This is a genomic window from Streptomyces sp. GbtcB6, from assembly GCF_019091475.1.
Lineage (GTDB): Bacteria > Actinomycetota > Actinomycetes > Streptomycetales > Streptomycetaceae > Streptomyces > Streptomyces hyaluromycini.
Genome location: NZ_JAGXJL010000023.1, coordinates 163,105 through 188,326 on the forward strand (window position 1 = coordinate 163,105; position 25,222 = coordinate 188,326).

Annotated in this window: 23 protein-coding genes and 6 pseudogenes; 20 read left to right on the forward strand and 9 right to left on the reverse strand. The window is 70.0% G+C overall.

Annotated elements, in window-relative coordinates; all coding sequences use genetic code 11:
- Positions 1 to 9: 9 nt before the first annotated feature.
- From KVT45_RS33150 to KVT45_RS56625, 3 genes and pseudogenes are all read left to right on the forward strand, one after another.
- A complete protein-coding gene (locus tag KVT45_RS33150; protein ID WP_254647687.1) occupies positions 10 to 1,305 on the forward strand; it encodes a sensor histidine kinase KdpD in 1,296 nt (431 codons plus the stop codon).
- Entirely contained in the window at positions 1,302 to 3,230 is a 1,929-nt protein-coding gene (locus KVT45_RS33155; protein WP_217552834.1) for a glycoside hydrolase family 9 protein, read from the forward strand. Before KVT45_RS33150 ends, KVT45_RS33155 begins: the two co-directional genes overlap by 4 nt.
- Before the next feature lie 100 nt (positions 3,231 to 3,330).
- Positions 3,331 to 3,519, forward strand: a pseudogene (locus KVT45_RS56625) (hypothetical protein); the annotation flags it as partial.
- A gap of 86 nt (positions 3,520 to 3,605) precedes the next feature.
- On the opposite strand, the pseudogene KVT45_RS56630 reads toward KVT45_RS56625, so the two are convergent.
- Positions 3,606 to 3,701: pseudogene (locus KVT45_RS56630) on the reverse strand (IS5/IS1182 family transposase); the annotation flags it as partial.
- A gap of 27 nt (positions 3,702 to 3,728) precedes the next feature.
- Entirely contained in the window at positions 3,729 to 4,289 is a 561-nt protein-coding gene (locus tag KVT45_RS33160) for a carboxymuconolactone decarboxylase family protein (RefSeq protein ID WP_217552835.1), read from the reverse strand.
- 68 nt (positions 4,290 to 4,357) lie between these two features.
- Between KVT45_RS33160 and KVT45_RS33165 the strand changes: the two genes are divergently transcribed.
- Both KVT45_RS33165 and KVT45_RS33170 read left to right on the forward strand, forming a co-directional pair.
- The gene (locus KVT45_RS33165) at positions 4,358 to 4,708 is read left to right on the forward strand and encodes a helix-turn-helix domain-containing protein (RefSeq protein WP_089106279.1); all 351 of its coding nucleotides are present in this window, start codon (positions 4,358 to 4,360) and stop codon (positions 4,706 to 4,708) included.
- A gap of 462 nt (positions 4,709 to 5,170) precedes the next feature.
- A pseudogene (locus tag KVT45_RS33170) lies at positions 5,171 to 5,533 on the forward strand (PP2C family serine/threonine-protein phosphatase); the annotation flags it as partial.
- A 290-nt stretch (positions 5,534 to 5,823) separates the two neighbouring features.
- On the opposite strand, the gene KVT45_RS33175 reads toward KVT45_RS33170, so the two are convergent.
- Complete coding sequence (locus KVT45_RS33175; protein ID WP_308310929.1) at positions 5,824 to 7,047, reverse strand: glycosyltransferase; 1,224 nt, start codon at positions 7,045 to 7,047, stop codon at positions 5,824 to 5,826.
- Positions 7,048 to 7,449: 402 nt separating this feature from the next.
- On the opposite strand from KVT45_RS33175, the gene KVT45_RS33180 reads away from it, so the two are divergent.
- Complete coding sequence (locus tag KVT45_RS33180; RefSeq protein ID WP_217552836.1) at positions 7,450 to 9,420, forward strand: potassium transporter Kup; 1,971 nt, start codon at positions 7,450 to 7,452, stop codon at positions 9,418 to 9,420.
- A gap of 125 nt (positions 9,421 to 9,545) precedes the next feature.
- Positions 9,546 to 9,662 (forward strand): annotated as a pseudogene (locus tag KVT45_RS56635) (DNA-binding protein); the annotation flags it as partial.
- A gap of 7 nt (positions 9,663 to 9,669) precedes the next feature.
- On the opposite strand, the gene KVT45_RS33185 reads toward KVT45_RS56635, so the two are convergent.
- Positions 9,670 to 10,425 (reverse strand): GbsR/MarR family transcriptional regulator, encoded by a 756-nt coding sequence (locus KVT45_RS33185; protein ID WP_217552837.1) that lies wholly within the window; start codon positions 10,423 to 10,425, stop codon positions 9,670 to 9,672.
- A 232-nt stretch (positions 10,426 to 10,657) separates the two neighbouring features.
- Here KVT45_RS33185 and KVT45_RS33190 point away from each other — a divergent pair, with 232 nt between their 5' ends.
- The 6 genes and pseudogenes from KVT45_RS33190 to KVT45_RS56640 all read left to right on the forward strand — a co-directional run bounded on the left by KVT45_RS33190 (position 10,658) and on the right by KVT45_RS56640 (position 14,750).
- Entirely contained in the window at positions 10,658 to 11,323 is a 666-nt protein-coding gene (locus tag KVT45_RS33190; protein ID WP_217552838.1) for a DUF4097 family beta strand repeat-containing protein, read from the forward strand.
- A 68-nt stretch (positions 11,324 to 11,391) separates the two neighbouring features.
- Positions 11,392 to 12,210 carry an alpha/beta fold hydrolase gene (locus KVT45_RS33195; RefSeq protein ID WP_217552839.1) on the forward strand — a complete coding sequence of 273 codons (819 nt, stop codon included), beginning with the start codon at positions 11,392 to 11,394 and terminating at the stop codon, positions 12,208 to 12,210.
- Positions 12,211 to 12,417: 207 nt separating this feature from the next.
- A complete protein-coding gene (locus KVT45_RS33200; protein WP_217552840.1) occupies positions 12,418 to 12,753 on the forward strand; it encodes a helix-turn-helix transcriptional regulator in 336 nt (111 codons plus the stop codon).
- Entirely contained in the window at positions 12,753 to 13,463 is a 711-nt protein-coding gene (locus KVT45_RS33205; protein ID WP_217552841.1) for a cation transporter, read from the forward strand. Before KVT45_RS33200 ends, KVT45_RS33205 begins: the two co-directional genes overlap by 1 nt.
- Before the next feature lie 79 nt (positions 13,464 to 13,542).
- A pseudogene (locus tag KVT45_RS33210) lies at positions 13,543 to 13,783 on the forward strand (uracil-DNA glycosylase); the annotation flags it as partial.
- 574 nt (positions 13,784 to 14,357) lie between these two features.
- Positions 14,358 to 14,750 carry a hypothetical protein gene (locus KVT45_RS56640; RefSeq protein ID WP_254647688.1) on the forward strand — a complete coding sequence of 131 codons (393 nt, stop codon included), beginning with the start codon at positions 14,358 to 14,360 and terminating at the stop codon, positions 14,748 to 14,750.
- A 94-nt stretch (positions 14,751 to 14,844) separates the two neighbouring features.
- Here the strand turns inward: KVT45_RS56640 and KVT45_RS33220 are convergent, their stop codons facing one another.
- Together KVT45_RS33220 and KVT45_RS33225 are read right to left on the reverse strand one after the other, a co-directional pair.
- Complete coding sequence (locus KVT45_RS33220) at positions 14,845 to 16,425, reverse strand: multicopper oxidase family protein (RefSeq protein WP_217552842.1); 1,581 nt, start codon at positions 16,423 to 16,425, stop codon at positions 14,845 to 14,847.
- Positions 16,422 to 16,934 carry a hypothetical protein gene (locus KVT45_RS33225; protein WP_217552843.1) on the reverse strand — a complete coding sequence of 171 codons (513 nt, stop codon included), beginning with the start codon at positions 16,932 to 16,934 and terminating at the stop codon, positions 16,422 to 16,424. The genes KVT45_RS33220 and KVT45_RS33225 overlap by 4 nt, the downstream gene beginning before the upstream one ends.
- A 67-nt stretch (positions 16,935 to 17,001) precedes the next feature.
- On the opposite strand from KVT45_RS33225, the gene KVT45_RS33230 reads away from it, so the two are divergent.
- Positions 17,002 to 17,457, forward strand: coding sequence for a MarR family winged helix-turn-helix transcriptional regulator (locus KVT45_RS33230; RefSeq protein WP_217552844.1), 456 nt, complete (start codon positions 17,002 to 17,004; stop codon positions 17,455 to 17,457).
- A 355-nt stretch (positions 17,458 to 17,812) separates the two neighbouring features.
- Here the strand turns inward: KVT45_RS33230 and KVT45_RS33235 are convergent, their stop codons facing one another.
- Together KVT45_RS33235 and KVT45_RS33240 are read right to left on the reverse strand one after the other, a co-directional pair.
- Complete coding sequence (locus KVT45_RS33235; protein WP_217552845.1) at positions 17,813 to 18,163, reverse strand: nuclear transport factor 2 family protein; 351 nt, start codon at positions 18,161 to 18,163, stop codon at positions 17,813 to 17,815.
- 258 nt (positions 18,164 to 18,421) lie between these two features.
- Positions 18,422 to 19,198 (reverse strand): SDR family NAD(P)-dependent oxidoreductase, encoded by a 777-nt coding sequence (locus tag KVT45_RS33240; RefSeq protein WP_217552846.1) that lies wholly within the window; start codon positions 19,196 to 19,198, stop codon positions 18,422 to 18,424.
- Between the two features lie 338 nt (positions 19,199 to 19,536).
- On the opposite strand from KVT45_RS33240, the gene KVT45_RS33245 reads away from it, so the two are divergent.
- Positions 19,537 to 20,478 (forward strand): helix-turn-helix domain-containing protein, encoded by a 942-nt coding sequence (locus tag KVT45_RS33245; protein WP_217552847.1) that lies wholly within the window; start codon positions 19,537 to 19,539, stop codon positions 20,476 to 20,478.
- Between the two features lie 266 nt (positions 20,479 to 20,744).
- Here the strand turns inward: KVT45_RS33245 and KVT45_RS33250 are convergent, their stop codons facing one another.
- Positions 20,745 to 21,422 carry a TetR/AcrR family transcriptional regulator gene (locus tag KVT45_RS33250; protein ID WP_254647689.1) on the reverse strand — a complete coding sequence of 226 codons (678 nt, stop codon included), beginning with the start codon at positions 21,420 to 21,422 and terminating at the stop codon, positions 20,745 to 20,747.
- A 190-nt stretch (positions 21,423 to 21,612) separates the two neighbouring features.
- On the opposite strand from KVT45_RS33250, the pseudogene KVT45_RS58170 reads away from it, so the two are divergent.
- From KVT45_RS58170 to KVT45_RS33270, 5 genes and pseudogenes are all read left to right on the forward strand, one after another.
- A pseudogene (locus tag KVT45_RS58170) lies at positions 21,613 to 21,687 on the forward strand (hypothetical protein); the annotation flags it as partial.
- Between the two features lie 227 nt (positions 21,688 to 21,914).
- Positions 21,915 to 22,133, forward strand: a complete 219-nt coding sequence (locus tag KVT45_RS58175; protein WP_254647718.1) for a hypothetical protein — start codon at positions 21,915 to 21,917, stop codon at positions 22,131 to 22,133.
- A 42-nt stretch (positions 22,134 to 22,175) separates the two neighbouring features.
- Positions 22,176 to 23,210 (forward strand): hypothetical protein, encoded by a 1,035-nt coding sequence (locus KVT45_RS33260; RefSeq protein ID WP_217552849.1) that lies wholly within the window; start codon positions 22,176 to 22,178, stop codon positions 23,208 to 23,210.
- A 35-nt stretch (positions 23,211 to 23,245) separates the two neighbouring features.
- Positions 23,246 to 24,328, forward strand: coding sequence for a lipocalin-like domain-containing protein (locus KVT45_RS33265; RefSeq protein WP_217552850.1), 1,083 nt, complete (start codon positions 23,246 to 23,248; stop codon positions 24,326 to 24,328).
- A gap of 343 nt (positions 24,329 to 24,671) precedes the next feature.
- The coding region (locus KVT45_RS33270) for an aldehyde dehydrogenase (protein ID WP_254647690.1) at positions 24,672 to 25,222 on the forward strand (551 nt) is incomplete at its 3' end.

Below are 25,222 nucleotides of genomic sequence, written 5' to 3' on the forward strand. Positions count from 1 at the left end.
GCATCCGCCATGTCTCCCGCCGTGGCCCGGCTGCGGCGCACCCGCCGACTGATGACGCTCCTGTTCGCCTCGGCCACCGCGGCCTGTCTCGTCGTACTCGCCGCCGTCGCCGTCCGCATCGACGCCGGGTCCCGTCGCTCCGGCCTCGACCACGAGGTCGGCAGCCGTGCCACCGGTCTGTCGCGGGCGGTGTGGTTCGACGCGGGGGTGCTGCACCTGGAGCCGCTGCGGGAGGACGAACTCGCCCGGGGCGCACAGGTGCTGGCCGTCCTCCAGACTGCGTCGGGGAAGGCGCCGGCGGTGCGGAACGTCGTCCCCGCGCGCTCGGCGCTGCCCGATGCGGAGCGGCTGGACGGGATCTGGCGGAGCGTCCTGGACGAACAGGAGACCGTGCTGGTCAGCGCACCTTCCGCCGGAGGCGGGCGGTTGCGGTGGGCGGCGGCTCCGGTCTGGGACGACGACCGGATCGGGGCAGCCGTGCTGGTCGGCACGGAGCTGGCGCGCAGCGAACACGATCACGACGTCCTGGTGCGGTGGCTGGCGCTCGGCTGTACGGCGCTGGTCTGCTGCGCGGCGGCCGTCGGCCATGTGCTGTCCGGCCGCGCCATGCGGCCCGCGGTGCGCGGGCTCGGGCAGCAGGAGCAGTTCCTGGCCGAGGCGGCACACGAACTGCGCACGCCGCTGGCGACGTTGCGGCTCGTGGTGGAGCGGGGTGGTTCCTCCGACGAGGCGCTGCGGCTGGTGGACCGGCTGAGTCGACTGGTCACCGGGCTGCTCGCCCGGGCTCGGCTGGAGGCGGGCGCGCAGCGGGCCGAGCTGGTGCCGCTGCGCCTGGACCAGCTGGTGGAGACCACGGTCGAGGAGCTCCCGGACCACGACAGCGTCACGGTGACGTCCGAGCCGGTGGTGGTCCTCGGCGATCCCGACCTGCTGGCCCAGGCGGTCCGCAACCTGGTGGAGAACGCCCAGCGGCACGGGGGCCCGACGGGGGCGCCGGTGGAGGTCACGGTCGCGCCGGGGCTGGTGACGGTGCGCGACCACGGGGCGGGGGTGCCGGTGGCGGACCGGGAGCTGGTGTTCCGCCGGGGGGTCACGGTCACCAGGGGGTCCGGGGCCGCCGCGGGTACCGGCGCCGGACTCGCCATCGTGCGCTGGGTCGCCGAGTTGCATCACGGCACCGCCCGCCTCACGGACGCCCCCGGCGGCGGGCTGCTCGCCGAGCTGCGGCTGCCGTCGCATCCGGCCCGCACGGCACCGGCGTCCTCATCGTCATCTCATGAAGGCCCCGGCACCGTGGGCGCATGAACTCATTGCGCACCCCCGGGCTGCCGGTCGCCGCGGGCGTCACCGGCCTGGGCACCCTGCTCGTCGCCGTGAACCTGTTCGGCATGCCCTTCGGCGGCGCCCGCACACCGCCCTCGACCGACGTGGCCGTCCGGGTCGACCAGGTCGGCTATGTGCGGGGGGAGGCGAAGCAGGCCTACGTCATGGGGTCCTCGAAGGCTCTGGCCGGAGCCCGCTTCAAGGTCGTCGACGCCGAGGACGAGGACGACGTGGTCGCGGCGGGCCGGCTCGGTCCCGTCACCGGCCGCTGGAACGCCACATACCCCTCGGTGCGCACCGCCGATCTCTCCGCCCTGAACACCCCCGGCACCTACCGTGTCGTCCTCACCGGCACCGCGGCCGGCCGCTCGCCCGCCTTCCGGATCGCCGGTGCCCGCGAGCTGATGACCCCGCTGGTCCGGGACAACATCCGCTTCCTCCAGGCCCAGCGCGACGGAGCCGACGTCCTTTCCGTCGGCGCCCTCAAGCGTGGCCCGTCCCATCTGGCCGACGAGGACGCGACCGTCTACGCCGACCCGGAGTACGACGAGGAGGGCACCGAACTGCTCGACGAGCGGCTGACCCCGACCGGCGCCCGGGCCGACGTCTCGGGCGGCTGGTTCGACGCGGGCGACTTCCTCAAGTTCACCGGCACCACCTCCTACTCGGTCGCCGAACTCCTGCTCGCCCAGCGCGAGTTGCCGCACATGCGGGAACTGTCCGCCGAGGCCTCGCACGGGCTGGAGTGGCTGGACAAGATGTGGGACGAAGACACCGGGACGCTCTACGCCCAGGTCGGCATCGGCGCGGGCAACGAAGCCGTACGGACCGACCACGACGTGTGGCGGCTGCCGGAGGCCGACGACCGGCTCGACGTGTCACCCGGTGACCCCGACTACACGATCAAGCACCGCCCGGTCTTCCGTGCCAACGAGCCGGGCGAGCCGATCACCCCCAGTCTGGCGGGACGGGTGGCCGCGGTCTTCGCCCTCGCCGCACAGCGCGTGGCCGGTACGGACCCGGAGGAGGCGCGGGACTGGCTGGACAAAGCCGCCGCCGTCTACGACCTGGCCGACACCGACCCGGACCCCGACGAGCCGCTCTTCACCGCCTTCCCGAGCGCCTTCTACCCCGAGGACTCCTGGCAGGACGACATGGAATTCGCCGGCGCCGAACTGGCCTTGGCTGCACGTGAGTTGGGAGACGACCGAGAAGGTGGCTGGACGGCTGACGCGGCCCACTGGGCCAGGGCCTACGTGGACTCCGACGTCAAGGGCACTCTCGACGTCGCGGACGTCAGCGCCCTGGCCCACGTCGACCTGGCCACCGCCCTGGACGGTGCGCGCACCAACGGCATCGGAGAGGCGGACCTGTACCGGGATCTCCGCCGCCAGTTGGACGACGGCGTCGACCGTGCCGGGCACGACCCGTTCGGTGCCGGCGCGGTCTACGACGACTTTGACGCCGTACCGCACACCTTCGGCCTGGTGGCCACCGCCCGCCTCTACGCCAGGGCCACCGGCGACACCCGCTACGGGACTTTCGCCGGCCGGCAGCGCGGTTGGGCCCTCGGTGCGAATCCCTGGGGGACCAGCTTCATGATCGGTGCGGGCGAGGTCTACCCGCACTGCCCGGAACACCAGTTGGCCAACCTCCGGGGCAGCCACGACGGCAAGGGTGCCATCTTGCGGGGTGCCGTGGTCAACGGGCCCAACGCGGCCGCGCAACTCGCGGAGTTGAACACCTTCCCCACCATGAAGAAGTGCACCGCCGCTCCGCCGACCGGATCCTGGACGGACTTCGACGGCAAGGGGTCGCGGTACGTGGACGACGTGGGCGCCTGGCAGACCGTGGAGCCCTCGCTGGACTTCACCACGACGGCACTGCTGGCCTTCGCGCTGACATAGACGTCGCTGCGCGAAGGCTTGACCTGGCACGACCGCGAGCCACACGGCCGGGACAGCTCGTCCGCGCCGGACTGCGCGGGCTGAGCCGTACCTGGTCGGCCTGGGCGGGGACGGACAAGGCGCCACCGCGTGGCGTTCGACGTTGTGGACGCCCGTCCCGGAGCGCCGCTTCATCGCCCGCAGCGCGGACGGCGACCGCCGCACCGTACCGCTGAGCGTGCCCCTGCCGAAGGCCGACCCACAACGGTTCACGGCCGAGGCCGACACCTCGCGCTCTCTCCTGGGGCCGGCTTTTCCGGTGTGGGGGCTGGCGCAGCGAGGCTCATGCGCAAAGCTGCGTCCATCAGCTCGGCACGGCCGCCCCCTGTTGTGTCGGCGGTAGGTCTCCCGGTCGAATGCCGGTGGTCTGCCGCCGTTGCGGCCGCGGCTCAACCTCTGGCGTTGCTGGTCGTTCTTCTCCGCAACGCTGGTCAACGGCCGAGCATGTGCGACGTACCGTCACCGGGCCGGAAAGCTGGTGCCCCAGTGTTCCTCTTCCAGGAGGAGCCCATTGGCCAGGTAGCTGATGGTGCGGTACCAGCCGGCCAGAACGAGGAGTTCGAGCAGTTGGCCGTCCTCGTAGTGCACGCGCAGGGCATCCCAGGCAGCCTGCGAGAGCTGCGCCGTGTCGTGCAGTTCGTCGACCGCGCCGAGCAGTGCCGCGTGGCGTGGCGGCCATGAGACGTTCGCCGCGGGATCGGTGTCGGTCGTCGCCTGAAGCTGTTCGGGGCCGAGCCCGGCCTGCCGGGCGAGGGTCGCGGCGTGTACGCCCCACTCGTAGGAACAGCCGGTGCGCGCGGTGACGCGGGCGATGACGAGCTCCCGGTCGATGGCGGGGAGGCTGCCGTGTCCCAGGAGCCCGGCGCCCAGGGCGAACATGCGTGAGGCCAGCTCCGGGTTGCGGTGCAGGACGCGGAACAGCGTGAGCGGCTCGTGCGGCACGCCGGGGGGCATCCACCGGCGGAGTGCCTGGTCGACTTGGGCCGTGTACGGCGGGGCGAGCGGTTCGATGCGCGGCATACGACATCCCTTGCTTCGATTTTCGAATCACTATCATGCTTCGAGAAGCGAAGCGCAAGGAGTGGGTAATGGGAGCCAGAGCGCCACGGCCGGGCGTGCCGGTGCGGGGGTCCGAGTCGGGCCGTCCGGTCATGGCCGCACTCGATCTGCTCGGACGGCGTTGGACGATGCGCATCCTGTGGGAACTGAGTCAGGCACCGACAGGCTTCCGCGAACTGCAGCGCCGATGCGAGCGCATGTCCTCCAGCGTGCTCAGCACCCGCCTCGACGAACTGACCGGCGCCCGCCTGCTCACCCTGCACAGCGACGGCTACCACCTCACGCCACTCGGTCAGGACCTTGTCGAGGCGCTGAGTCCGTTGGACGCCTGGAGCCGACGATGGGCAAGGGAAACGGACAACGCTGCGGCCGAGGACTGAAATGGTCGCGGCGCGACTGGTGCGACCGCGGCGTCGAAGCCGTGAGGGGCTTTCTCAGGAGGGCAGCTCGATGAGCGCGCCGAGGACGTAGAGGACGACGGTCACCAGAACAGGGGTGTCGCTGAGGAACAGAAGGGCGTCCCGCCCACGACCGACACTCCTGCGTCGGCCGGGACCAACCCAGGATCCTGTTCATCGTGACCTGGATCTCCGGAACACCCGCGCGTCCTTCGTCTTCCGGAGCTCCGGGTTGAGGAACACCCCCCCCGCGTTGCTTCGCCAAGCCGCCAACCTGCCGACCAGGGCCGCTAATTGACCCAGCTGCGCGGGTCCCGTCTCACGCGCCCCGTCGGCCCCGCATCAAGATTCCGATGGCGCGGCGTCAAAGACGCGACAAGACAGGACTACTCCGTGTTCGAAACGCAAGAGTGGCCCTCGCGGAAGGCGCGGCGCAGGCCGCTCCGCAGTGCCCGCGCATCGCGCCTCACCGAGGACGACTCATGGGCGACCTGGATGGTCTCGACGGGTCTGCCGCCCGAAGAGGTATATGCGGACAGCAGTGCCCATACCATCACCGCCTGGCTCGGCGCGGACCCGGACGAACTCGATCCGGACACCACCACCTTCGAGCCGGACGGACCGGGGGTCGTGGTGGTGTGCACCGACGGGCTGTGGAACTACGCCTAGTCCGCGCAGGAGTTGGCATCGGCGGTACCGGCGGACGCCCGCGCGCACCCCCTGCGATGCGCGCAGGTGCTGGTGGAGGCGGCGCTCGACAGGGGTGGCCGCGACAACGTGACGGTCGCTGTCCTGCCGTTTCCGGTGTCTGCCGCACGAGCGGAGCACGAACCCAGCGCAAGCGGAACACGAAGCCGCGTCATCCGCGTGAAGCGGGCCCAAAGGAGCGCAATCGATGGCTGTCTTCGCCAAGTCGACCGTGCCGCAGTTCGCGGTCGACATCTACCAGAACGAGTACCTCCCAGTGCGCGGAGGGGCGAAGGGCGCCCTGCGGCGACCTCGCCCGATTCTGCGAGGAGTGCCGCTACGACCTCACCACTCAGGCCGGCGCCCTCTCCGCCCCGCCGTCCCCCTCCTCACAGCCTCCCGTGTGGCGTTCACGCGGGCACCGACGGCCTTCCCCGGCCGACGGTGTCGAGCAGTAGCTTCGCGGCCGCGGCCGGCCCGTCGGTGCGGATGCCGTTGGCCACGGCCCTCGCCCGTGCGAGGGTCTCGGCGCCGAGGGCGGTCCCGAGTGCGGCTGACAGGGACTCGGTGGTCGGAGTCGGGCCGTCGTGTGCCGCGCCGATGCCGAGGGCGGCGACCCGCCCGGCCCAGTAGGGCTGGTCCGCCGCCTGGGCCACCACCACCTGCGGCGCCCCGGCCTGGGCGGCCGTCGTCGTGGTGCCCGCGCCGCCGTGGTGCACGACGGCGGCCACCCTGGCGAACAGTGCCTGCTGATTGACCTCGCCGACGACGAAACAGTCGTCGCGGTCGTCGATCAGGGCCAGTTCGGCCCAGCCGCGACTGACGAGCGCGCGGCGGCCGTGCGCGCGCACCGCCTCGACGGACACCCTGGCGATGTCCGCCGAGACGCCTCGCATGCTGCCGTAGCCGACGAACACCGGGGGTGCGCCCGCGTCCAGGAACGCCAGCAGGTCCTCCGCCAACGGGCGTTCGTCGGGAAGGATCCACGCCCCGGTGTGCACGACGTCGAGCTCCGGGGTCTCCCGCCACGGCCCCAGGACCGGGTCCGAGGCCAGCCAGGGCCGGTCGGTGAAGATGAAACCGTAGACGTCGTCGACCGGCGGCAGACCGACCGAGGCCCGGTGGGCGTTGAGCGCCTCGCCGTGCAGCGCGTTGAAGGTCCGGGCGTTGAGTTCCCACAGCGCCAGGTTGTCGGTCACCTCCGGCGGGAACGACTGGCCCGGCAGCAGCGCGGGGGGCGCCTGGTGCGGAGACCGCAGCAGGAACGGGCAGAAGGTCGCGTACACGTAGGGGATACCGAGTTTCTCGGCCGCCGACCGCGAGGAGAAGTGCGCGAGCCCGGTCGCCAGGAGGACGTCGCACCCCTCGGCGGCCGCGACGACCGTGTCGAACTGTGCGGCCAGTTCGGCCACCCGGCTGGAGGCCGCCGATTCCGTCGACGGCGCCGTCATCGTGCCCATCGGCCTGCCGACCGCGACCAGTTCCACCCCGACCCTGGCCAGCAGCCGGGCGAAGACCTCGTCCGGCGGCGCACAGACCCTCACCTGCGTACCGAGCTCCCGCAACCGCACCGCGAGCGCCACCAGCGGCTCGACATCCCCGCGCGACCCATACGTCGACAACAACACACGCACTACGCGACTCCCGTTTTCGCAGGTACTGGCCTCGGCCGGCGATTCTGCGGCCTGACCGGGGCCTTGCCGCAAGCCCCCCGGTGCGCTATACGTTGAGCACGGCAAGGAGCGGGAATCTCCTTGCCGTTGCCTTTTTGCCGTCCGTGGCGAACGGACGACCTCCCGATGCAACGGCGGTGTGCCGCGTAGCAGGTCGGGCTGCACTGGCTGATGTCGACCAGCAGGGAAGACTCCGCGTGCCGTCAGCCGCGAGGGGAGCCGGGCTTCCCCCTTCATCCCGCTCTGCGGCATCGTGCCGAATCGGGAACCGGCATGCGGGGTGTGCTGTCAAGGGGCATGTGACGGACCTGTATCGTCCCGCACGACATGCCCGGTAGCCGGCCTGCGCCGAGGAGGATCGACATGACCAGCCATCGGCACCCGACCGGCTCGGACGAAGGACCAGCAACGGGGCTGCCAGGGCCTCATGCTCCGGATCCGCGAGCCGCAGTCCGCCTCTCGCTGATGGTCGGGGCGCTCGGTGTGGTGTTCGGCGACATCGGGACCAGCCCGATCTACACCCTCCAGACGGTGTTCAACCCGGGCGACCCGCACCCCGTCCCGGTCAGCACGGAGAACGTGTACGGGGTGGTGTCCCTGGTGTTCTGGTCGGTGATGATCATTGTCACGGTCACCTATGTCCTGCTCGCGATGCGCGCCGACAACGACGGCGAGGGCGGCATCATGGCGCTGATCACCCTGCTGCGCCGGTGGAGCGGACAGCGCGGTGCGCGGGCCGCCGGCATCCTGGCGGCCCTGGGCATCTTCGGCGCGTCCCTGTTCTTCGGCGACAGCATGATCACACCGGCGATCTCGGTGCTGTCCGCGGTCGAGGGCCTGAAGGTAGTCGAGCCGTCGCTGGGCGATGCGGTCGTGCCGATCACGGCCGTGATCATCGTGGTGCTGTTCCTGGTCCAGCGCAGGGGAACCGCGGCGGTGGGCCGGGTGTTCGGGCCGATCATGATCGCCTGGTTCCTGGCCATCGGCGCCTGCGGCGTCGTAGGCATCGCCGACCACCCGGAGATCCTCAAGGCGCTGTCACCGACCTACGCGGCGGGCTTTCTGTACGGCCACTTCGGGACCGCCTTCTTCGCCCTGGCCGCGGTCGTGCTCGCGGTCACCGGCGCCGAGGCGCTCTACGCCGACATGGGGCACTTCGGGCGCCGCCCGATCACGCGGGCCTGGCTGTTCCTCGTCTTCCCGGCGTGCGTCCTCAGCTACCTCGGCCAGGGCGCGCTGATCCTCGCCGACCCGGGCAACATCAGCAGCCCGTTCTTCCTGCTCGTGCCGGGCTGGGGACGCTGGCCGATGGTCCTGCTGGCCACGGCCGCCACGGTGATCGCCTCCCAGGCGGTGATCACCGGCGCGTACTCGGTGACCTCCCAGGCGGCACAGCTGGGCTACCTGCCGAGGCTGCGGATCGCGCACACCTCCGAGTCCGCCGTGGGCCAGGTCTACGTCCCCTGGGTCAACTGGCTGCTGATGGTCTCGGTCCTCACCCTGGTCTTCGCGTTCCGCAGCTCCGCGGCACTGGCCTTCGCCTTCGGTATGGCGGTCACCGGCACCATCACCATCACCACCCTGCTGTTCTTCTACGTCGCCCGCGCCAAGTGGGGCACACCGCGTTGGCTGATCGGTACCGGCGCGGCGCTGCTGCTGACGGTGGACCTGCTGTTCGTCGCCGCCAACCTGACCAAGCTGGTCCACGGAGCCTGGCTGCCGCTGCTGATCGGCCTCACCGTGTTCACCGTCATGACCACCTGGCAGCGCGGCCGCGAGCTCGTCACCGCCGAACGGGCGCGACGCGAGGGTCCGTTGGAGGAGTTCATCGAGGAACTCCGCGCCAAGGAGGCGACGACGCTCCGCGTGCCCGGCACGGCCGTCTTCCTCAACCGCGGCAAGCAGACCGCGCCCCTGGCGATGCGGGCCAACCTCGAACACAACCACGTACGGCACGACCACGTCGTGATCCTGGCCATCACGACCGAACCCATTCCCCGCGTCCCGGCCGACCGGCGGATCACCGTCGACGGCCTCGGCTACGCCGACGACGGGATCGTGCACGTCACCGCCCACTTCGGCTACATGGAGACACCGGACGTGCCCGGCGTCCTGGCGGCGCTGGACCCGGCCTCGACCGAGGGGCCGCTGCAACTCGACGAGGCGTCCTACTTCCTGTCCACGATCGAGCTCCGCCGCGGAAAAGCGCCCACGATGGCGCCCTGGCGCAAGCGCCTGTTCATCGCCACGTCCTACATCACAGCCGATGCCGCCGAGTACTTCGGCCTGCCCCGCGACCGGACGGTCATCATGGGCTCCCACATCGAGGTGTAGGCGAGCGCAGACTTCCACACCGAGACCGGACCGGCCCCTCCCGGCCACGCCGTCACCACACCGTACGGCCCGGGCTCCTCGACGTACGCGCCCTTCCCAGCCGTGACCGGAGTTCGACGAGACAGAGTGCGACGCTCGGCTGTTCGGCCTGGTGGGTCAAGGATCGTGCGCGCCGGCGCCTGATACCGCACACCCGAGTCGGCCGCGCCTACCGCCTCACCTCGGACCATCTCGCCGAGATCGCGGTCGTCATCCGTGGTCCGGACCTGGCTGGGCGGTGTCGTGCGAGTTCGTTCGCGGTTTCGTGTGGAGGATCTCGCGGGCCTGTTCCGCGGAGCGGGCGATGCTCTCGCTGACGAAGTCGAGGAAGCGGGCGACGTTCTCCAGGCGGGTGGCGGCCGGGGTGCCGGGGACGAGGACGCCGACGCCCTGCCGTGCGGTCTCCGCGACCTGGGCGGTGGACCGGGCGCTGGCCATCATCGACTGGTACCAGATGTCGTCGTCGACGACGTAGCGCTCGCGGCGGCCCTCGCCTTGTTCCCGGCGGGCGAGGCCCTGGCTCTCCAGGAACGCGATCGCCTTGGAGACGGACGCCGGGCTGACCTTCAGGCGCTCGACGAGTTCGGACGCGGTGAGGCTGCCGGTGTCGGTGAGGGTGATGGAGGCCATCACCCGGGCCGGCATGGTGGTCATGCCCGAAGCCATCATGACGGTGGTGAGCGTCTCCTCGTACTCGGCCACGGCCTCCGGGTCGCGTCCGTGGGCCGGCCGGGGCACCTCGGTCCCTCGGGGCGCGGCCTGCCGGCGCCGGTGGGCGCGGCGTTCGGTGGCGCGATGGGCCAGGTCGGCGCGGTAGGCGGTGGGGCCGCCGTTGCGCATCACCTCACGCGTGACCGTCGAGGTCGGACGGTCCAGGCGCCGGGCGATCTCGGCGTAGGCGAGGCCGTCTGCCACTCCCAGCGCGATCTGCTGGCGTTCCTGCTGGGTGAGCCTGCCTCCCGGCATCGCGGTCTCCTTCGTGCCCCTTGGTGGTCCCTGCTGTCCCCAGCGTAGCTTTCACCACCAATTCATTGCAACGTTCCCGTGGTCGTCGTTGCATTTAGTTCCAAGGTCAATGCAACACTTTATGGCCTCTGTACTGCAATAATGATGACTCTTCGCAATGAAGCTGTTGCCTGAATGGTGAATGCAACGTAGCTTTTCGTTCATCGGAAACAGCGAGTCACAGGAGAGAACAATGCAGAAGTTCGACACCCCCGCCCCGATCTCCGCCGTCCTGGACATCCCCGCCGGACGCATCCAGTTCATCGCCGCGGACCGCACCGACACCATCGTCGAGGTCCTGCCCGCCAACCCCGCCAGGAACCGAGACACCAAGACCGCCGAGCAGACCACCGTCGCCTACACCGACGGCGTCCTGCGGATCACGACCGCGGCCTCCGGCAACCAGCTCTTCGGCCCGTCCGGATCCCTGGAGGTCACCGTCAGGCTGCCCGCCGGCTCCCGCGTCGAGGCCAGGACGGCCGGCGCCGAACTCCGCGGCGTCGGACGCCTCGGCGACATCGCGTTCGAGGGCGCGTACCGCCAGGTCAAGATCGACGAGGCCGCGGGCGTCCGCCTCACCGCGCTCGACGGCGATGTCGAGATCGGCCGACTGGGCGGCCCCGCGGAGATCAGCACCGCACGCGGCGACATCCGGATCAACGAGGCCGTGCGCGGCACCGTCGTGCTCCGCACCCAGGACGGCGACATCTCGGTCGGCGCGGCCGCCGGTGTCTCGGCCGCCCTGGACGCCGGCACCGACTACGGCCGCGTCAGCAACTCCCTCAAGAACGACGGCACCGCCGAACTCGACATCCGCGCCACCACCTCCCGGGGCGACATCACCGCCCGCAGCCTCTGAGGAAGCAGCACGCGCAGGGCCCGTATCAGCCGTACCCGACAGCCCACACGATCAGGGGGAACAACGACATGACGAAGAACGGCACTTCCTCGGCCGGGTCGACATGGACCGGCATGGTGCGGGTCGACGACACGGCCCTGGCCGTCGCCGACACCGGCGGTACCGGCATCCCGGTGGTCTACCTCAACGGCCAGTTCGCCACGCAGGGCTACTGGCGGCGGGTCGTCGCCGAACTGGGCCCGGAATGGCGGCACATCACCTACGACGAGCGGGCCCGCGGCAGGAAGTCGCAGCGCTCGGCGGACTACTCCTTCGAGGCCGCCGTCCGGGACGTCGACGCCGTGCTCGCGGCCAGGGGCGTGGACCGGGCGCTGGTGGTGGGCTGGTCCTACGGGGCGTTCGTCGGGGCGCACTGGGCCCACCGGAATCCGGAGCGTTGCCTGGGTGCGGTCCTGGTCGACGGCGCGGAACCGTACGACTGGCTGGACGAGGCCATGGAGCAGCGGATCCGGAAGATGTTCCGGCGGATGGGCTGGTTCCTGCCGCTGCTGCGCCCCACGGGCCTGACCCCGCGGATGACCCCCCAGGAGATGGCGGACTGCAACATCGAGCTCGGCAGGATCTCCCGTGAACGCGAGCTGGGACCCGTGCTGGACGGCATCACCGTCCCGGTGCGCTATGTGCTCGCTTCGGGGGCGTCCCTCGGAAGCAAGGGCGACGAGCAAGAACGCATCCGCGCAAGCCTCGACCAGGTGTTCGGGCGCAACCCGAACCTCCGGCTCAGCGCGAAGGTCGCCAGCAACCACGACGCGATCCTGAAGAAGGATTTCCCGGCCGTCGCCGAGGCCGTGCGCGAGGTCGCCGCCCCCGACCGCGGGGGACGCTGAAGGCATGACCAGCGGGCTGACGACCGCGCGTTCTCGCTACCGTCGTCCGTCATCACCGTCCGGCTCGACCGCGTCCGGACCGCGCAGGGCGCCCAGCCCTTCGCGCGGGAGCGTGACGTTCAGGGACGGATGGCCACCGTGGCGACAGTTGGCCGGACGCTCAGTACATGGTTTCCTGAATTCAGGATCACGTGTACTGTCGTGTCTGTGCTGACTGTTGCCTCCGACGTCGACGTGCTGGCCCGGTTCGGCCGCGCGCTCGCGGACCCGATCCGCTGCCGCATCCTTCTCGCCCTGCGTGCTGCCCCGGCCTACCCCGCCGACCTCGCCGACGCCCTCGGGGTCTCGCGCACCCGACTGTCCAACCACCTCGCATGCCTGCGTGACTGCGGTCTGGTCGTGACCGTGCCCGACGGCCGCCGTACCCGCTACGAGCTCGCCGACGACCGCCTCGGCCACGCGCTCGACGACCTGCGCAACGCCGTGGTGGCCGTCGAGACCGACCGCACCTGCGTCGACGCCGACGAAAAGGGGTGCTGCTGATGACCGTGATATCCCTCGGCCCCGCCCCGGCCCGCCGGGACGCACTCACCCGCCGGATACGGCTGCTGGTCGCCGCGACCATCACCTACAACGTCGTCGAGGCGATTGTCGCCGTCACCGCCGGCACCCTCGCCTCCTCCACCGCCCTGATCGGCTTCGGCCTCGACTCCGTCATAGAAGTCTCCTCGGCCGCCGCCGTCGCCTGGCAGTTCTCCGCCCGCGAGCACGCCGTACGCGAGGCCCGGGAGAGGAGGACTCTGCGGATCATCGCGGTGTCGTTCTTCGTGCTCGCCGCCTATGTGGGCGTTGACGCCGTACGCGCCCTGACCGGCACCGGCGAGGCCGAGCGTTCCGTCCCCGGCATCGCGCTCGCCGCCCTCTCCCTGGCCGTCATGCCCTTCCTGTCCGCCGCCCAGCGTCGCGCAGGCCGCGAACTGGGCTCCGCCAGCGCGGTCGCCGACTCCAAACAGACCCTGCTGTGCACCTACCTCTCGGCCGTACTCCTGGTCGGCCTGGTCCTCAACGCCACCTTCGGCTGGTCCTGGGCCGATCCCGCCGCCGGCCTCGTCATCGCGGCCATCGCCATCAGGGAAGGCCGCGACACCTGGCAGGGCAAGGGCTGCTGCGCCCCCTCCGGCGCGAACGTCCCCGCAGCCAAGAAGGCCGACGACGCGTGCGGCTGCCATGCCGCCTGCGACTGCTGCGACTGACCTGGAGACCTGCGGTTCGGGCGGGTGGATCGGCCGACTTCCGCTGGAGGACACGCCGAGGCCGGACTCGGGGATGGTCATCGGGTTGCGTTTCGCGGTGGCGCCTGAGGTGCGTTCGTTGCCGGGGAGTGTTGTTGCCGAACAGGGCGTTGACGACGGCGCCGCGCAGTCCGGCTGCGCATCGTGGCAAGGGGTGGGAGGAGGTCACGGAGCAGGCGATCCGGGCGCCGGCCGGCAGGGGTAAGCCGTTGGTGTCTGTTCGGTGGGGACGTCACGCGCGGAATCTGCGGCCGTTGCTGGGGGATCTTCCGGCGATTGACTGATCGTTTCAAACTGGTTGGCGGTCACATAGCGGCCTACGGTGTCCAGGGTGTTGGTGGCAGAATGCCGAGGTGGAGTCGATCTTGCGTGCCGCCGGCGAACTGCTGGACGTCGAGTTGTCCGGGCCGGTCGACCTGGGTGGCAGTTCGCGTAGCACCGTGTTGCGTTGTGAAACGGCTGGCGGCGGCAGTGTGATCGTCAAGGCGTTCAGCAACGAGCCGGAGTCCCTGCGCTGCTTCACGGCTGAGGCCGCCGGGCTGTCTCTTGGGATCGCCGGTCCCGAGATTCTGGGTGTGGACCCCGAGATTCCCTTGCTGGTCATGGCGGACCTCGGGAACGCACCTACCCTGGCGGACGTTCTGCTCGGGAGCGATCCGGCGGTCGCGGAAAGCGGGTTGCTGGCCTGGGCCCGCGGGCTCGGGCGGCTGGCCGCCGAATCGGTGCACCGGCGTGCCGATCTCAGGCGGCTGTGGTCCCGGTACGACAAGGGCATGCTGTCCTGGGAGGACGAGCCGTGGATCGCGCAGAGGCCCACTGATCTGCTCGCGCTGCTCGACGGCGCCGGAATCCGGGATGGCCGCGGAGATCGAGCAGGCGTATCGCGCGGAGGTCGTCGGCGTGTACCCGGCACTGGCCGAGGACGAGGTGTGGCAGGCCGGCATGTGGCAGGCCGTAGCGGTCTGGACGGTGGACGCGACGGTGAGGATGCTGCCCCGCGCCGTGGAGGACGGGCCGCTGCACCCGACTCGGCGTCCGGTCCCGACGAGGCGCCAGGTGCTGAGGCATCGCTGGGAGATGGCGAGCACGCTGGAGGAGTTCCCGGCGTTCGCGGAGACGATGCGGTTGTTGTTGCGCGAGGTCGCCGGAGGCTGGGATGTGGCGCCGCTGCCGGGGTATCCGGCTTTCGGAAACCGAGGAGCGAGTCGGTCGTTTCAGGCACCGGTCGGGGTAACGACTCCCGGCTGAAGGTGTGTCGGGGCAGGATCTGCCGAATGTCTGCCGATCTTCTTCCTGATGATGTGTGGGAGCGGACGGTTCCGTTACCGGACCGAGGCCTGGCTCACTCTGTGACGAAGTCGGCCATCATCGCCATGTCCTCGTGCTCGAGGTTGTGGCAGTGCAGCAGAAACCGCCCGGGGTAGTCGGTGAAGCGCGTGACGATCTCCACGGACTCGGCGGGACGCAGATCCACGGTGTCCTTCCAGCCCGCGTCGTACGGGCCGGGCGACCGGCCATTGCGGGCGGTCACCTGAAAGTGGTTCAGGTGCAGGTGCACGGGGTGGTGGAAGTCGGTGACGAACCGCCACACCTCGGTGGTGCCGAGGCGGACGGTCGCCAGCGGCCTGCCGGGCTCGTAGGGGCGGCCGTTGATGGTCCATCCGGATCCGGCCCGCCGCTGGAAGTGGAAGGTACGGGTCGCCGCGGCCCGGTCGGCCCGCGGTGCGGGAATCGTCGAGAGCCGGTCCGGCACACGGGAGTCGTCGGCCGGCGGCCGGGCACCGGAGACGTCGAACCGCATGACGGTCGCCGTGCCGCCGCTGCCCAGCCGGTTGACCAGCCGTACCCGGGTGCCGGGCCGGTAGCGGGCGAAGTCGACGACCACGTCGAAGCGTTCGGCCGGGGCGATGTCCAGGGTGTCGTGCGCGAGCGGCCGCTCCAGCAGGCCCCCGTCGCCGCCGATCTGCACCAGAGCGCCACCGCCCGGCGGCGCGGGGTCGAGCGCCAGTCGGTAGCGGCGGGCGTTGGAGCCGTTGAGCAGCCGCAGCCGGTAGCGCAGCCGCTGGGTCTCGAGCACCGGCCAGGGCGCCCCGTTGACCAGGATGACGTCGCCCAGGACACCGTCCATGTACCGGTCGGTGACGCCCGCCGTGCGCTGTCCGGCATCGAGCGCCGGGTACTGGAAGGAGCCGTCGGCGGCGAAGGACCGGTCGGCGATCAGCATCGGTATGTCACGCTCCCCACCGGGCAGGGGCAGGGCCTTCTCCTCGTCGTCGTGGACCAGATGGAACCCGGCGAGCCCGTGCCAGACGTTCGGCCCGGTGAAGCCCATGCGGTGGTCGTGGTACCAGAGTGTCGCGGCCCGCTGCTCCATCGGGTACGTGTACGTCCGCTGCCCGGAGGCGGTGTCCTGCGCGCCACCGGCCCCGGGCATGCCCGGCATCCCGGCCATGCCCGCGGTGCCTTCCGTGCTGTTGCGAGGCAGGATCAACGCGGTCGGGTAGCCGTCGCTGCCGTACGGGGTGTGCCCGCCGTGCAGGTGGACCACGGTCGGACGGGGCAGCTCGTTGCGGTGCCGCACCACCGTCCGCCGTCCGGAACGGGACACGATGGTCGGCCCCGGGAACGTCCCGTCGTAGGTCCAGGCGTCGGTCTCCAGACCCGGGAGGATCCGCAGTCGCGCCGGCCGCTGGGTGATCTCGTAGACGTCCGCCGTGCCGCTCGTGCTGACCGGTGCGAGCCGGGACGGCACGGGCAGCGGCACCTCGTACGGCCTCGGCAGCGGGGCCCGGCTGCGCAGCAGCAGCCCCGGCTGACCGGACGTCAGAGCCCCGCCGGCCACGGCCCATCCGCCCGCGGTGAGCGCGCCGCCGCCCATGGCCGCCGCGGCGAGCAGGCGCCGCCTGGTGATGCCGCCGGTCATGCGGACCCCTCCTCGGCGGCGGAGCCCTCGGCGGACCCGGCGCCTTCGGTACGGGAGGACGGGGTCCATGCGGCCGCCGGGCGCCAGGCCCGGACCAGCATCAGCACCGTACAGGCGATGATGGCCACGCCCAGCGGGACATGAACGGCGAGCACCCGCCCGTACCCCATGGCTATCTGCCCGGCTTCCGCGCCGAAGAGCGCGACGGAGGCCAGGGCCGGCCAGCCCGGTCCGCCCCCCGGCCGCCACAGCAGCAGCGCGGCCGCGATCTGCGCCACGGCGGTGAGCCCGGTGGCGGTGGCGTTCAGCGCGTGGAGGTCGAGGGCCGCGTAGTGACCGGAGAGAAAGCTTCCGGCGAGGACCGCCTGCCCCAGAGCGAGGACGGCCTCGCCGGTCACCACGGTCCGGAAGAGCATCAGGGCCCAGCGCCGCACCGGAGGAGGTCCGCCGTTCGCGGGTGGGGGCGGCACCTGGACCGGGGGTGGGATGGACGCAATCGATTTAGGCATGCATGAGATAGTGCCATATGGAACTGTCTCGCGGTAACCAATCTCGCGTTGCCCTATGCTGATGCCGATGAACCCGCCCGACTCCACCCCGCGCCCACCCGGCACCGGCCGTGTCCGCGTCGGCCCGCTGCTCCGCCTCGCCCAGCGGCGCGCCGCCCACACGTTCGCCGACGCCCTGCGTCCCCTGGGCATCGAGGGCCGCCACTACGGCGTCCTGCTCAACCTGAACCTGCACGGACCGCTCAGCCAGCGCCGGCTCATCGACCTCACCGGCGGCGACAAGTCCTCGATGGTGCGCACGGTCGACGATCTGGAGACCCGCGGCCTGGCCGTACGCCGCCCCTCACCCAGCGACCGCCGCGCCTACGCCGTCGAAATCACCGAACAGGGCAGGGCGCTGTTCGCCGAGGCGTCCGTCGTCGCCGACAACGTGGCCGCACGGCTCCTCGGTCACATGGACGAGGGCGACCAGGACCTGCTGTGCACCCTGCTGGAACGCTTCGTCGCGGCCCCGGAGGCCTGACGCGGCGCCAAAGCGCTCCGCTGGAAGCACGGTGATGAACCCGCGGGCCGGCGGAGGCTGGCCACGCCCACGCGGCGGTACCGCATACCGATACAGCCTCTTCCACGGAGGACGGTCACCGCGCAGGGCATCCCTGTGAACAACCAGGAGTCCCCCCACGGCCGGGGATCCTGACTGCACGGGACTCCGACTGGTTCAGTGCCCAGGCCTACGGCTCAGAGTGGCAACTGTGGGGTTCGAACCGCTGTTTCGTGACGGCTACGCCAGACCGCCCATCGCCGTTGGCGCCATCCCCCATCTCACCCTGCCCTGACCGGCGTCCGGCCTGGGCGGTGTCACGGGAGATCCCGATGTCCTACTCGACGGGATCCAGGTAGAAGTTCGCCTGCGCGGCCCGGTCGCCCTCGACGCGTACGATGACCACGCCCCTCAACAGCTGAGACGTGCCCTCGACGGTGGTACCGGTCATCTCCCACTCGCTCCAGATGACATCGCCGTCCCGGACGGACCGTAGTACGCGTGCTTCGATGTCCGGCACGCGGGCGAAGAGGCCGGCCCAGTTCTTGCGTACTACTTCCTGCCCCACGAAACTGCGCGCCGGGTGGGTCGGCATGTCGCAGCGGTAGTTCTCCGTGAAGCAGGAGACGAGAGCCTTGAGATCGTGCGTCGAGATCGCATTCTGCAGGTCGTCGAGAAACGCGGACACGCAACTTCCTTTCGTTCGGGCAGGTTTGGCATGTGTAGTCCCGCGGGGCTGGAGTTCCTCGGGTGACCCGCAACTCACCAGGTCCACCGGTACACCTCAGCCCTGACAGCGCGCTGCACCGACCGCAACTCCACACGGTGTCGAGGATCAGGTCGAGCGAGGGCCGACGCCCCGGACACACGGGTCATGAAGGAGATCATCGGCTGATCCACGGACCCGCACCCCCGACTGCGGCGATCCGCCTCGCATGTCACCGAGTTACGCGATGTGCGGGTTGCCGTTCGATGCGCCGAGGCCGCCGTCGACGCGGATATGGGCCCCGTTCACATAACTCGCCGCCGGACTCGCCAGGAACGTGATGACGGAAGCCGCCTCGGCAGGATCGCCGAAGCGCTGCATGGGGACACGGTTGAGCGCGGCGGCGACGATCGCGTCGTTCTGCAGGAATCCCGCGGTCATGTCAGTGGAGATCATGCTGGGGTGGACGGCGTTGACCCGGACGCCTTCCGCGCCGTGGTCGAGCGCCATCGCGTTGGTCAGGTTGGTCACCGCGCCCTTGGCGGCGTCGTAGGCGGCCAGTCCCCAGTCACCGCCGAGCCCGGATGCCGAACCGACATTGACGATGCTGCCGCCCACGGCGCGCAGGTGCGGAAGTGCGGCCCTGGAGGCGAAGAAGACTCCGTCGACATCGGTGGACATGACACGCCGCCAGCCCGTCGCGTCGATGTCGGACACGGTGCCCAACGGCTCGCAGGTCGCGGCATTGTTGACCAGGGTGTCCAACCGGCCGTGGTCCTCGGCTACGGAGTCCACCAGCCCGGTGATCTCCTCCTCGTCCGAGACGTCACCGACCCGGGCGATCAGCGTCGAACCCGTTGGCGCGTCGGACATCACCTTGTCCAGCTTCGCCTGCGTTCGACCGATGATGACCACCGTGGCACCTCCGGCGGCGAAACGGAGAGCGGTGGCCGCGCCGATGCCCGCTCCGCCGCCGGTGACAATGACGACCTTGCCTGTGAACGTGTCTTCAGCCATCGAGAATCTCCAACTCCTCATGTATGACGTGGTGGTGTCGCCCGCGCTTCCTCACGGGCGGACAGCGCGTGCTCTGCGCACGCCTGGTGCAAGGGGTACGGCGTCGCTTCATGGCACGCCGGCACCCCTCGTGCCGACAGCCAAGCGGCCGGAATACCGTTGGCTCACGAGGCTCTCCTCCTGTGCGCCTGCTGGTGTATCCGCCGGGCTGGAGCGGGTGGTCGGCCCTGTCTCGAACCCTAGGAAGATCGGCCCGGAACAGGCTTGAACCAGGGCGCCGGCCGGACAGAACATCAGCGCCAGACAGCGCGTGGTTACGAAGGCGGAGGGCACCGTCGATGAGCGGCAGCGGAACGAAAGCCGACGGCTCGGGCTTCGACGCCTTCCGCAGCGACTGGGAGTCGGAGATCGGCGATGGCTTCCCGCTGCCGACCTTCAGCCCGGCCACGACCCGTGACTTCAGGGTCAGGAGCCGCGCCACCAAGGTGGGCGACGTGGCTGTCACCGATCTCCACGGTGCGTCGGCCATCCGGACCGAGGGCCCCCTCGACGGCGTCGAGGACCAGGTGCGGATGTACGTCGTGCATCACGGCTCCTGGACGTTGGGAGCCCCGCTCGCCCGCGCCGAACAGACCGTGACGGCCGGGCAGTTCCTCCTGCGTCACATGGGACGGCCCCTGCACTTCGAGACGGTGCCGGACACGAGGGCGAAGGTCCTCGTCCTGCCCGCGGCCATGCTCAAACCACTGCTGGGGCGACGGCAGAGCGTCAGCGGGCCGGCGGACTCCGCCGAGGTGCGCCTGCTGGTGGCCCACTCGAACATGATGTACGACACCGTCGCCGACCTCGCGCCGGCCGGACTGCAAGCCGCCCACAGCACGCTCATCGAACTGGCCAAGGCGGTGGCCAGGCGCCGGATCGACGACGCGGAACCCCAACTGGTCCCCGCGCTCGTCCAGGCAGCGAAGGACCTCGCGGACAACCATCTGGCCGACCCCGAACTCTCCGGCACGATGCTGGCCCGTGAACTCAATGTCTCCGTGCGCAACCTGCAACGGGCATTCGCCGCGACGGGAGAGCCGGTGACCGCCTACATTCGCCGGCGACGGCTGGAAGAGGCCCGACTCGCCCTCACCGCACCCTCCGGACGGCTGAGCGTCTCGGAACTCGCTGCCCACTGGCAGTTCGCGGACAGCAGCCATTTCATCCGAGCCTTCAAGAAGCACTACGGCCGGACACCCACCGAGTACGCCCGCTCAGTCGCACCGCCGCGGAACTGAGCGCACACCGCACTGAGCACATGCGCGCCGGCTGGATCACGACAGCGCATAGTCCAGGCAGCGCCCGGACCGCCTCGGTGGCCAGGCCCTGCCGCCACAGGTCGGGGCGGACGCACCACCCGGTCTCGATCAGCTCGCCGGACAGGTCCCGCGCGGCTCGTTCGTCGCTGAAGTCGACGGAGAAACAGCGGCTGGCCCGCGGGTCCGCGAACAGGGCGACGAGTCCCGGCCTCCAGGTGCCCGCCTCGGCCAACGCAGCGCTTTGGTCACCGGTCGGAGTCGGTCAGCAGGCCGATCAGGAAGATCGTGATCGAACGCTCGAGTGTCGCAGCGAAGGGTGTACGGAGGAATACGAGACTCGGATCGGTGGCATAGGCCGCACGCACGACCTCCGCCGGATGGCTGTGCGTCCACAACGCTCCGACGAGAACGATCGTCATGCTGGCCGCTTCGGCGGCCTCTCGGTCGCCGAGCTCGGGCAGGATCTCCTGCAGCATGCCTGCCAGACCGGCAAGACCGTCGTGGGCCCCCCGCTTGTACCTCGCGGCCACCTCGGCGGAGACATTGTGCTCAAGGATGCCGGCCTGGGCGCTGAGCAATTCGCAGAGCATCCTCCGGGACGCGAACGATGCGGCCAGACCTGATGCCACCGACTCGGCTCTCGTGATCGCGGAACCCGTCCGGTCGACGCAGGCGGGCAGCTGATCGACCACCTCTGTCAGAAAGTCGCGGGTCAGGCTCTCCAGGAGGTCCAGCAGGACCGCCTCTCGCGACTCGAAATAGCGCATGACGTTGGACTTCGCCAGTCCCACGCGGCGGCTGAGCTCATTGAGGCTAACGGCTGAGACCGGCATCTCGCTGAGCATGGTCGCCGCCGTCTCCAGGATGCTCCGGCGGCGTACTTCGCGCTGCTCCTCGTTTCTGGCGCGCTGGAACGTGTTCATGCCCATATGTTACAGACCTACGGTCCCTTGTGTAGAGACCGAAGGTCTCTTATGCTCGAAGAGGCCGCCGGTCTGTTAAGTGGGGCCGGTTCGACGTCAGCTCCTACGAGTTCTCAGGACCGGCCTCCGCCCCCGAGCCTCACTGCTTCAAAGCCCCAGTGCGCTGGGGCACGACTCGCAAGGAATGGCAATGACGAAAAAGGTAGCCCTGGTCACCGGTGCTTCCTCAGGCATCGGTGAAGCCGCCGCTCGACAGCTTCAGAAGGCCGGCTTCATCGTCTACGGCGCGGCCCGGCGCACCGACCGGATGAGCGGCCTGGCGGCGGCGGGCGTCCGAACGCTTCCGCTCGACGGCGCCTGGAACTCAAGCGGTTCGGCATCGACGTCGTACTCATCGAGCCCGGCTCCATCCAGACCGACTGGGGTGCGATCGCGGCCGACAAGCTGCGTGCCACCTCCTCCCGCGGACCGTACGCCGAGCAGGCCGACGCGATGGCCAAGTCCCTGGAGAGAAGCTCGCAGCCCGGCACCCGCATGGCCTCACCTGCCACCGTCATCGGCAAGGCCGTGGCCACGGCGGCGACCGCCCGGCGTCCGCGCACCCGCTACCGCGTCGGTTTCGGAGCCCGCCCACGCGTTTTCCTCAGCAGGCTGTTGCCGGACCGCACCTTCGACGCGCTCGTCAAACACTCGTCCGGTGTGCCGGCGTGAAATCCCCCGCTCTGAGACCAACTCCCAAGAGAAGGAAAGACCGTGACTGAATCCAGCACCTCTCGGCCCAAGGCCCTGATCGTCCTGTCGTCGGCACGCGTGCTCCCGCTGAGCGAGCCCGCCGGCCACCCCGGGATACCGACCGGGTTCTTCCTCGTCGAACTCGCCGCCGTAATGGCGAAGTTCGAGAGCGACTACGACTTCATCCTGGCTACGCCGGACGGCCGGCTGCCGCAGCTCGACGTCAACGGTCTCGCTCTCAACTTCCAGGCGGGCGGAAACCTCGGTCTCGCCACCGCCCGCACCACCATCCAGAGCGGAGTCGAGCGGTTCGGCCCCGAGAAGCTGCGTGAGAGGAATCCGGACCTCCTCAAGCGTCGTGAGACCGAACTCGCCCTCGCCCACAGGCTTCTCGGCCGCATCCTGGTCTCCGAGCCGCTTCCCAGGACCGACGCGGAGGCCACCTCCATCCGAGAGGATGTCGTCACCGGTTTCGAGGCGTTGCCGCAGCGCGAGTACCTGTCCATCCAGCAGCTGATCGAACGGCACCGCGATCCCGCATCCGGCTTCTCGCTGGCAGACCTGGCCTTCGTACACATGCCCGGCGGACACGCCCCGATGGTCGACTTCCACGACAACCCGTGGATGGGGGAGTTGCTCCACACACTCCGCGAGGTGGACGTCCCGATATCACTCATCTGCCATGCCCCGGTGGCCCTCACCTCGGCGCGCTACCGGGTCGACGGCGACGGGAAGGTCGCGACTGATCCCGACCATGCCTTCAAGGGCGCACGGATCACCACCGTGCCCAAGTACGGCGAGAAGGCGATGCTCGGGTTCCAGTACCCCAAGGTGCCCGGCGAGCGCACGCGCCTGACCTACTACGTCGACGTGGCGCTCAAGGAAGCCGGTTACGACGTCAACCTCGCTCTCAATCCCTCGGCCGTCAAGGTGATCTGGGACGCCGACCACTCCCTGCTGACCGGCAACGGACCCCAAGCCGTCGATGAGCAGGCCGCCCGCCTGGCCGAGATCGTGCGCGGCCGGGCGCGCAACTCCCTGTCACGCACGCGCTAGTTGAACCCGGCCATCACGTTCAGAGGAGAGAACCGATGCGCACAGTGAACTGGGTCCTCGGACGTAGGGCGACAGCGGTTGCCCTTGCCGGAGTCGCCATCGCGGGCTCCGTCGGAATTCCTGCGGCGGCCAACGCGGCGAGCAGCCACGCACACACCATTTCTCAGGAGGCGTCGCGGCCCGGTCCGAGCGCCGACCCGGGCTTCCCCGCCTTCGTCCACATGCCCGCCGACCAGGCGGCACACCCGAACGCCAAGCAGGAATGGTGGTACACCGTCGGTCACATCCGGGCCGGCGGGCACAAGTACGGCTACGAGGTGCAGCTCAGCCGCAAGGGCATCACGCAGATCTCCATCACGGATGAGGAGAGCGGGGCGTACACCTCGGAGCAGAACGCCTTCAAACCCGATCAGTTCAGTACGTCCGCCGACAAGCTCGATGTGCGGATGCCGAACGCATCACTGTCCGGCCCGCTCGACGCCATGCACCTGAAGGCGGAGCTGCCCCAGGGCAAGGGGACCCTGGACCTCAAGCTGACGGCCGTCGGCCCCACGCTGTACAACAACGGTACCGGCCTGTTCCCCTTCCTGGACGACACCAGCTACTACTACTCGCTCCCCAACCTGCAGACCTCAGGCACCTTCACGCTGGACGGCTCGACCAGTCACGTCACCGGCACCTCCTGGCTCGACCGCCAGTGGGGCAACTGGAACTGGGACACGCTGCACAAGTGGACCTGGATGGCCGTGCGGCTCGACAACGATCAGGTCATCAACCTGTGGGACATGTTCGACGCCGACGGAGAGAAGCACTGGGCCACCGTGCTCAGTCCCGACGGCACGCACCGCGTCGTCTCGATCAGTCCGCTCGCCCCGCAGGCCACCCGCTTCGAAACCAGCCCCACGACAGGCCAGCGCTACGCCGGCAAGTGGACCGTCACGATCCCCGGCCTGAACACCAAGCTCGTCGTGACCGCCCGGCCCGTGCTCCAGGAAATCCAGTCCAACCAGCCGTTCACGCCGGGAATCGACGAGGCCGACTCATCGGTGCGCGGCACCTACCAGGGGCGACCGGTGACGGGCGACGCCTACGTCGAGCAGTTCGGCCGCTGGAATTAGGACGTGTCCGACGGCCCATGGAGACGTCACCGAGCCCGACGACGATCGCCGTGACGGTCGGGGTTCTGCCGGAGCCGTGGGCGCGGCAGTCGAGCTCGTCGTACCGCGTGGGCACAACGGGGCACTGCCTCTCCCGGCGTGCCCCCCGGCTCGCACCCCGCAAGCTCGGCCCATCCGCCGACTGCATGCCCGCCGGCCATCGGGCTGGACCGCGTCGCTCCTGCGCCGGCGCCGGCTCCCTCACCCTCTTGAAGCCGTGCACCGACTGACGAGCCACGTCGATGAGACCGCCGAAGCGAACGCCCTGGCCACGCGATCCCCCACCACAAGAACGGAGAACATCATGAACACCATCACGCAGTTCGAGCACGGGATCGGCGGCCACCCGGTGCCGCCCGTCTCGGGCCGCCACCTGGACTCCACCAGCCCCCACGACGGCGAACTCGTGTTCCGCATTGCCGACGGCTCCGCCGAGGACGTCGAGCAGGCCGTCATCGCCGCCCACCAAGCCCAGTCGGCATGGGGGCGGACCACCACCACAGAGCGCTCCCGGGTCCTCAAATCCATCGCGGCCGGCATACGGAAGAGCATCGACCGGCTCGTCGAGCTGGAATGCGCAGAAGGCGGCAAACTACCCGCTCCCGCCCGCATGGAACTGCTCGTCGCCGCCGACTACTTCGACTACTACGGCTCCATCGTGCGCACCCTCGCCGGCGACACGATCGACCAGGGCCCGCAGAACCTGACCTACACCCGGCATGAGCCCTACGGCGTCGCCGCCGTCATCACCCCGTGGAACGGCCCCCTCAACCAGGGCTGCCGCGGCATCGCCCACGCGCTGGCGGCCGGCAACACGGTCGTGCACAAGCCGAGCGAATTCACCTCCGCCACCTC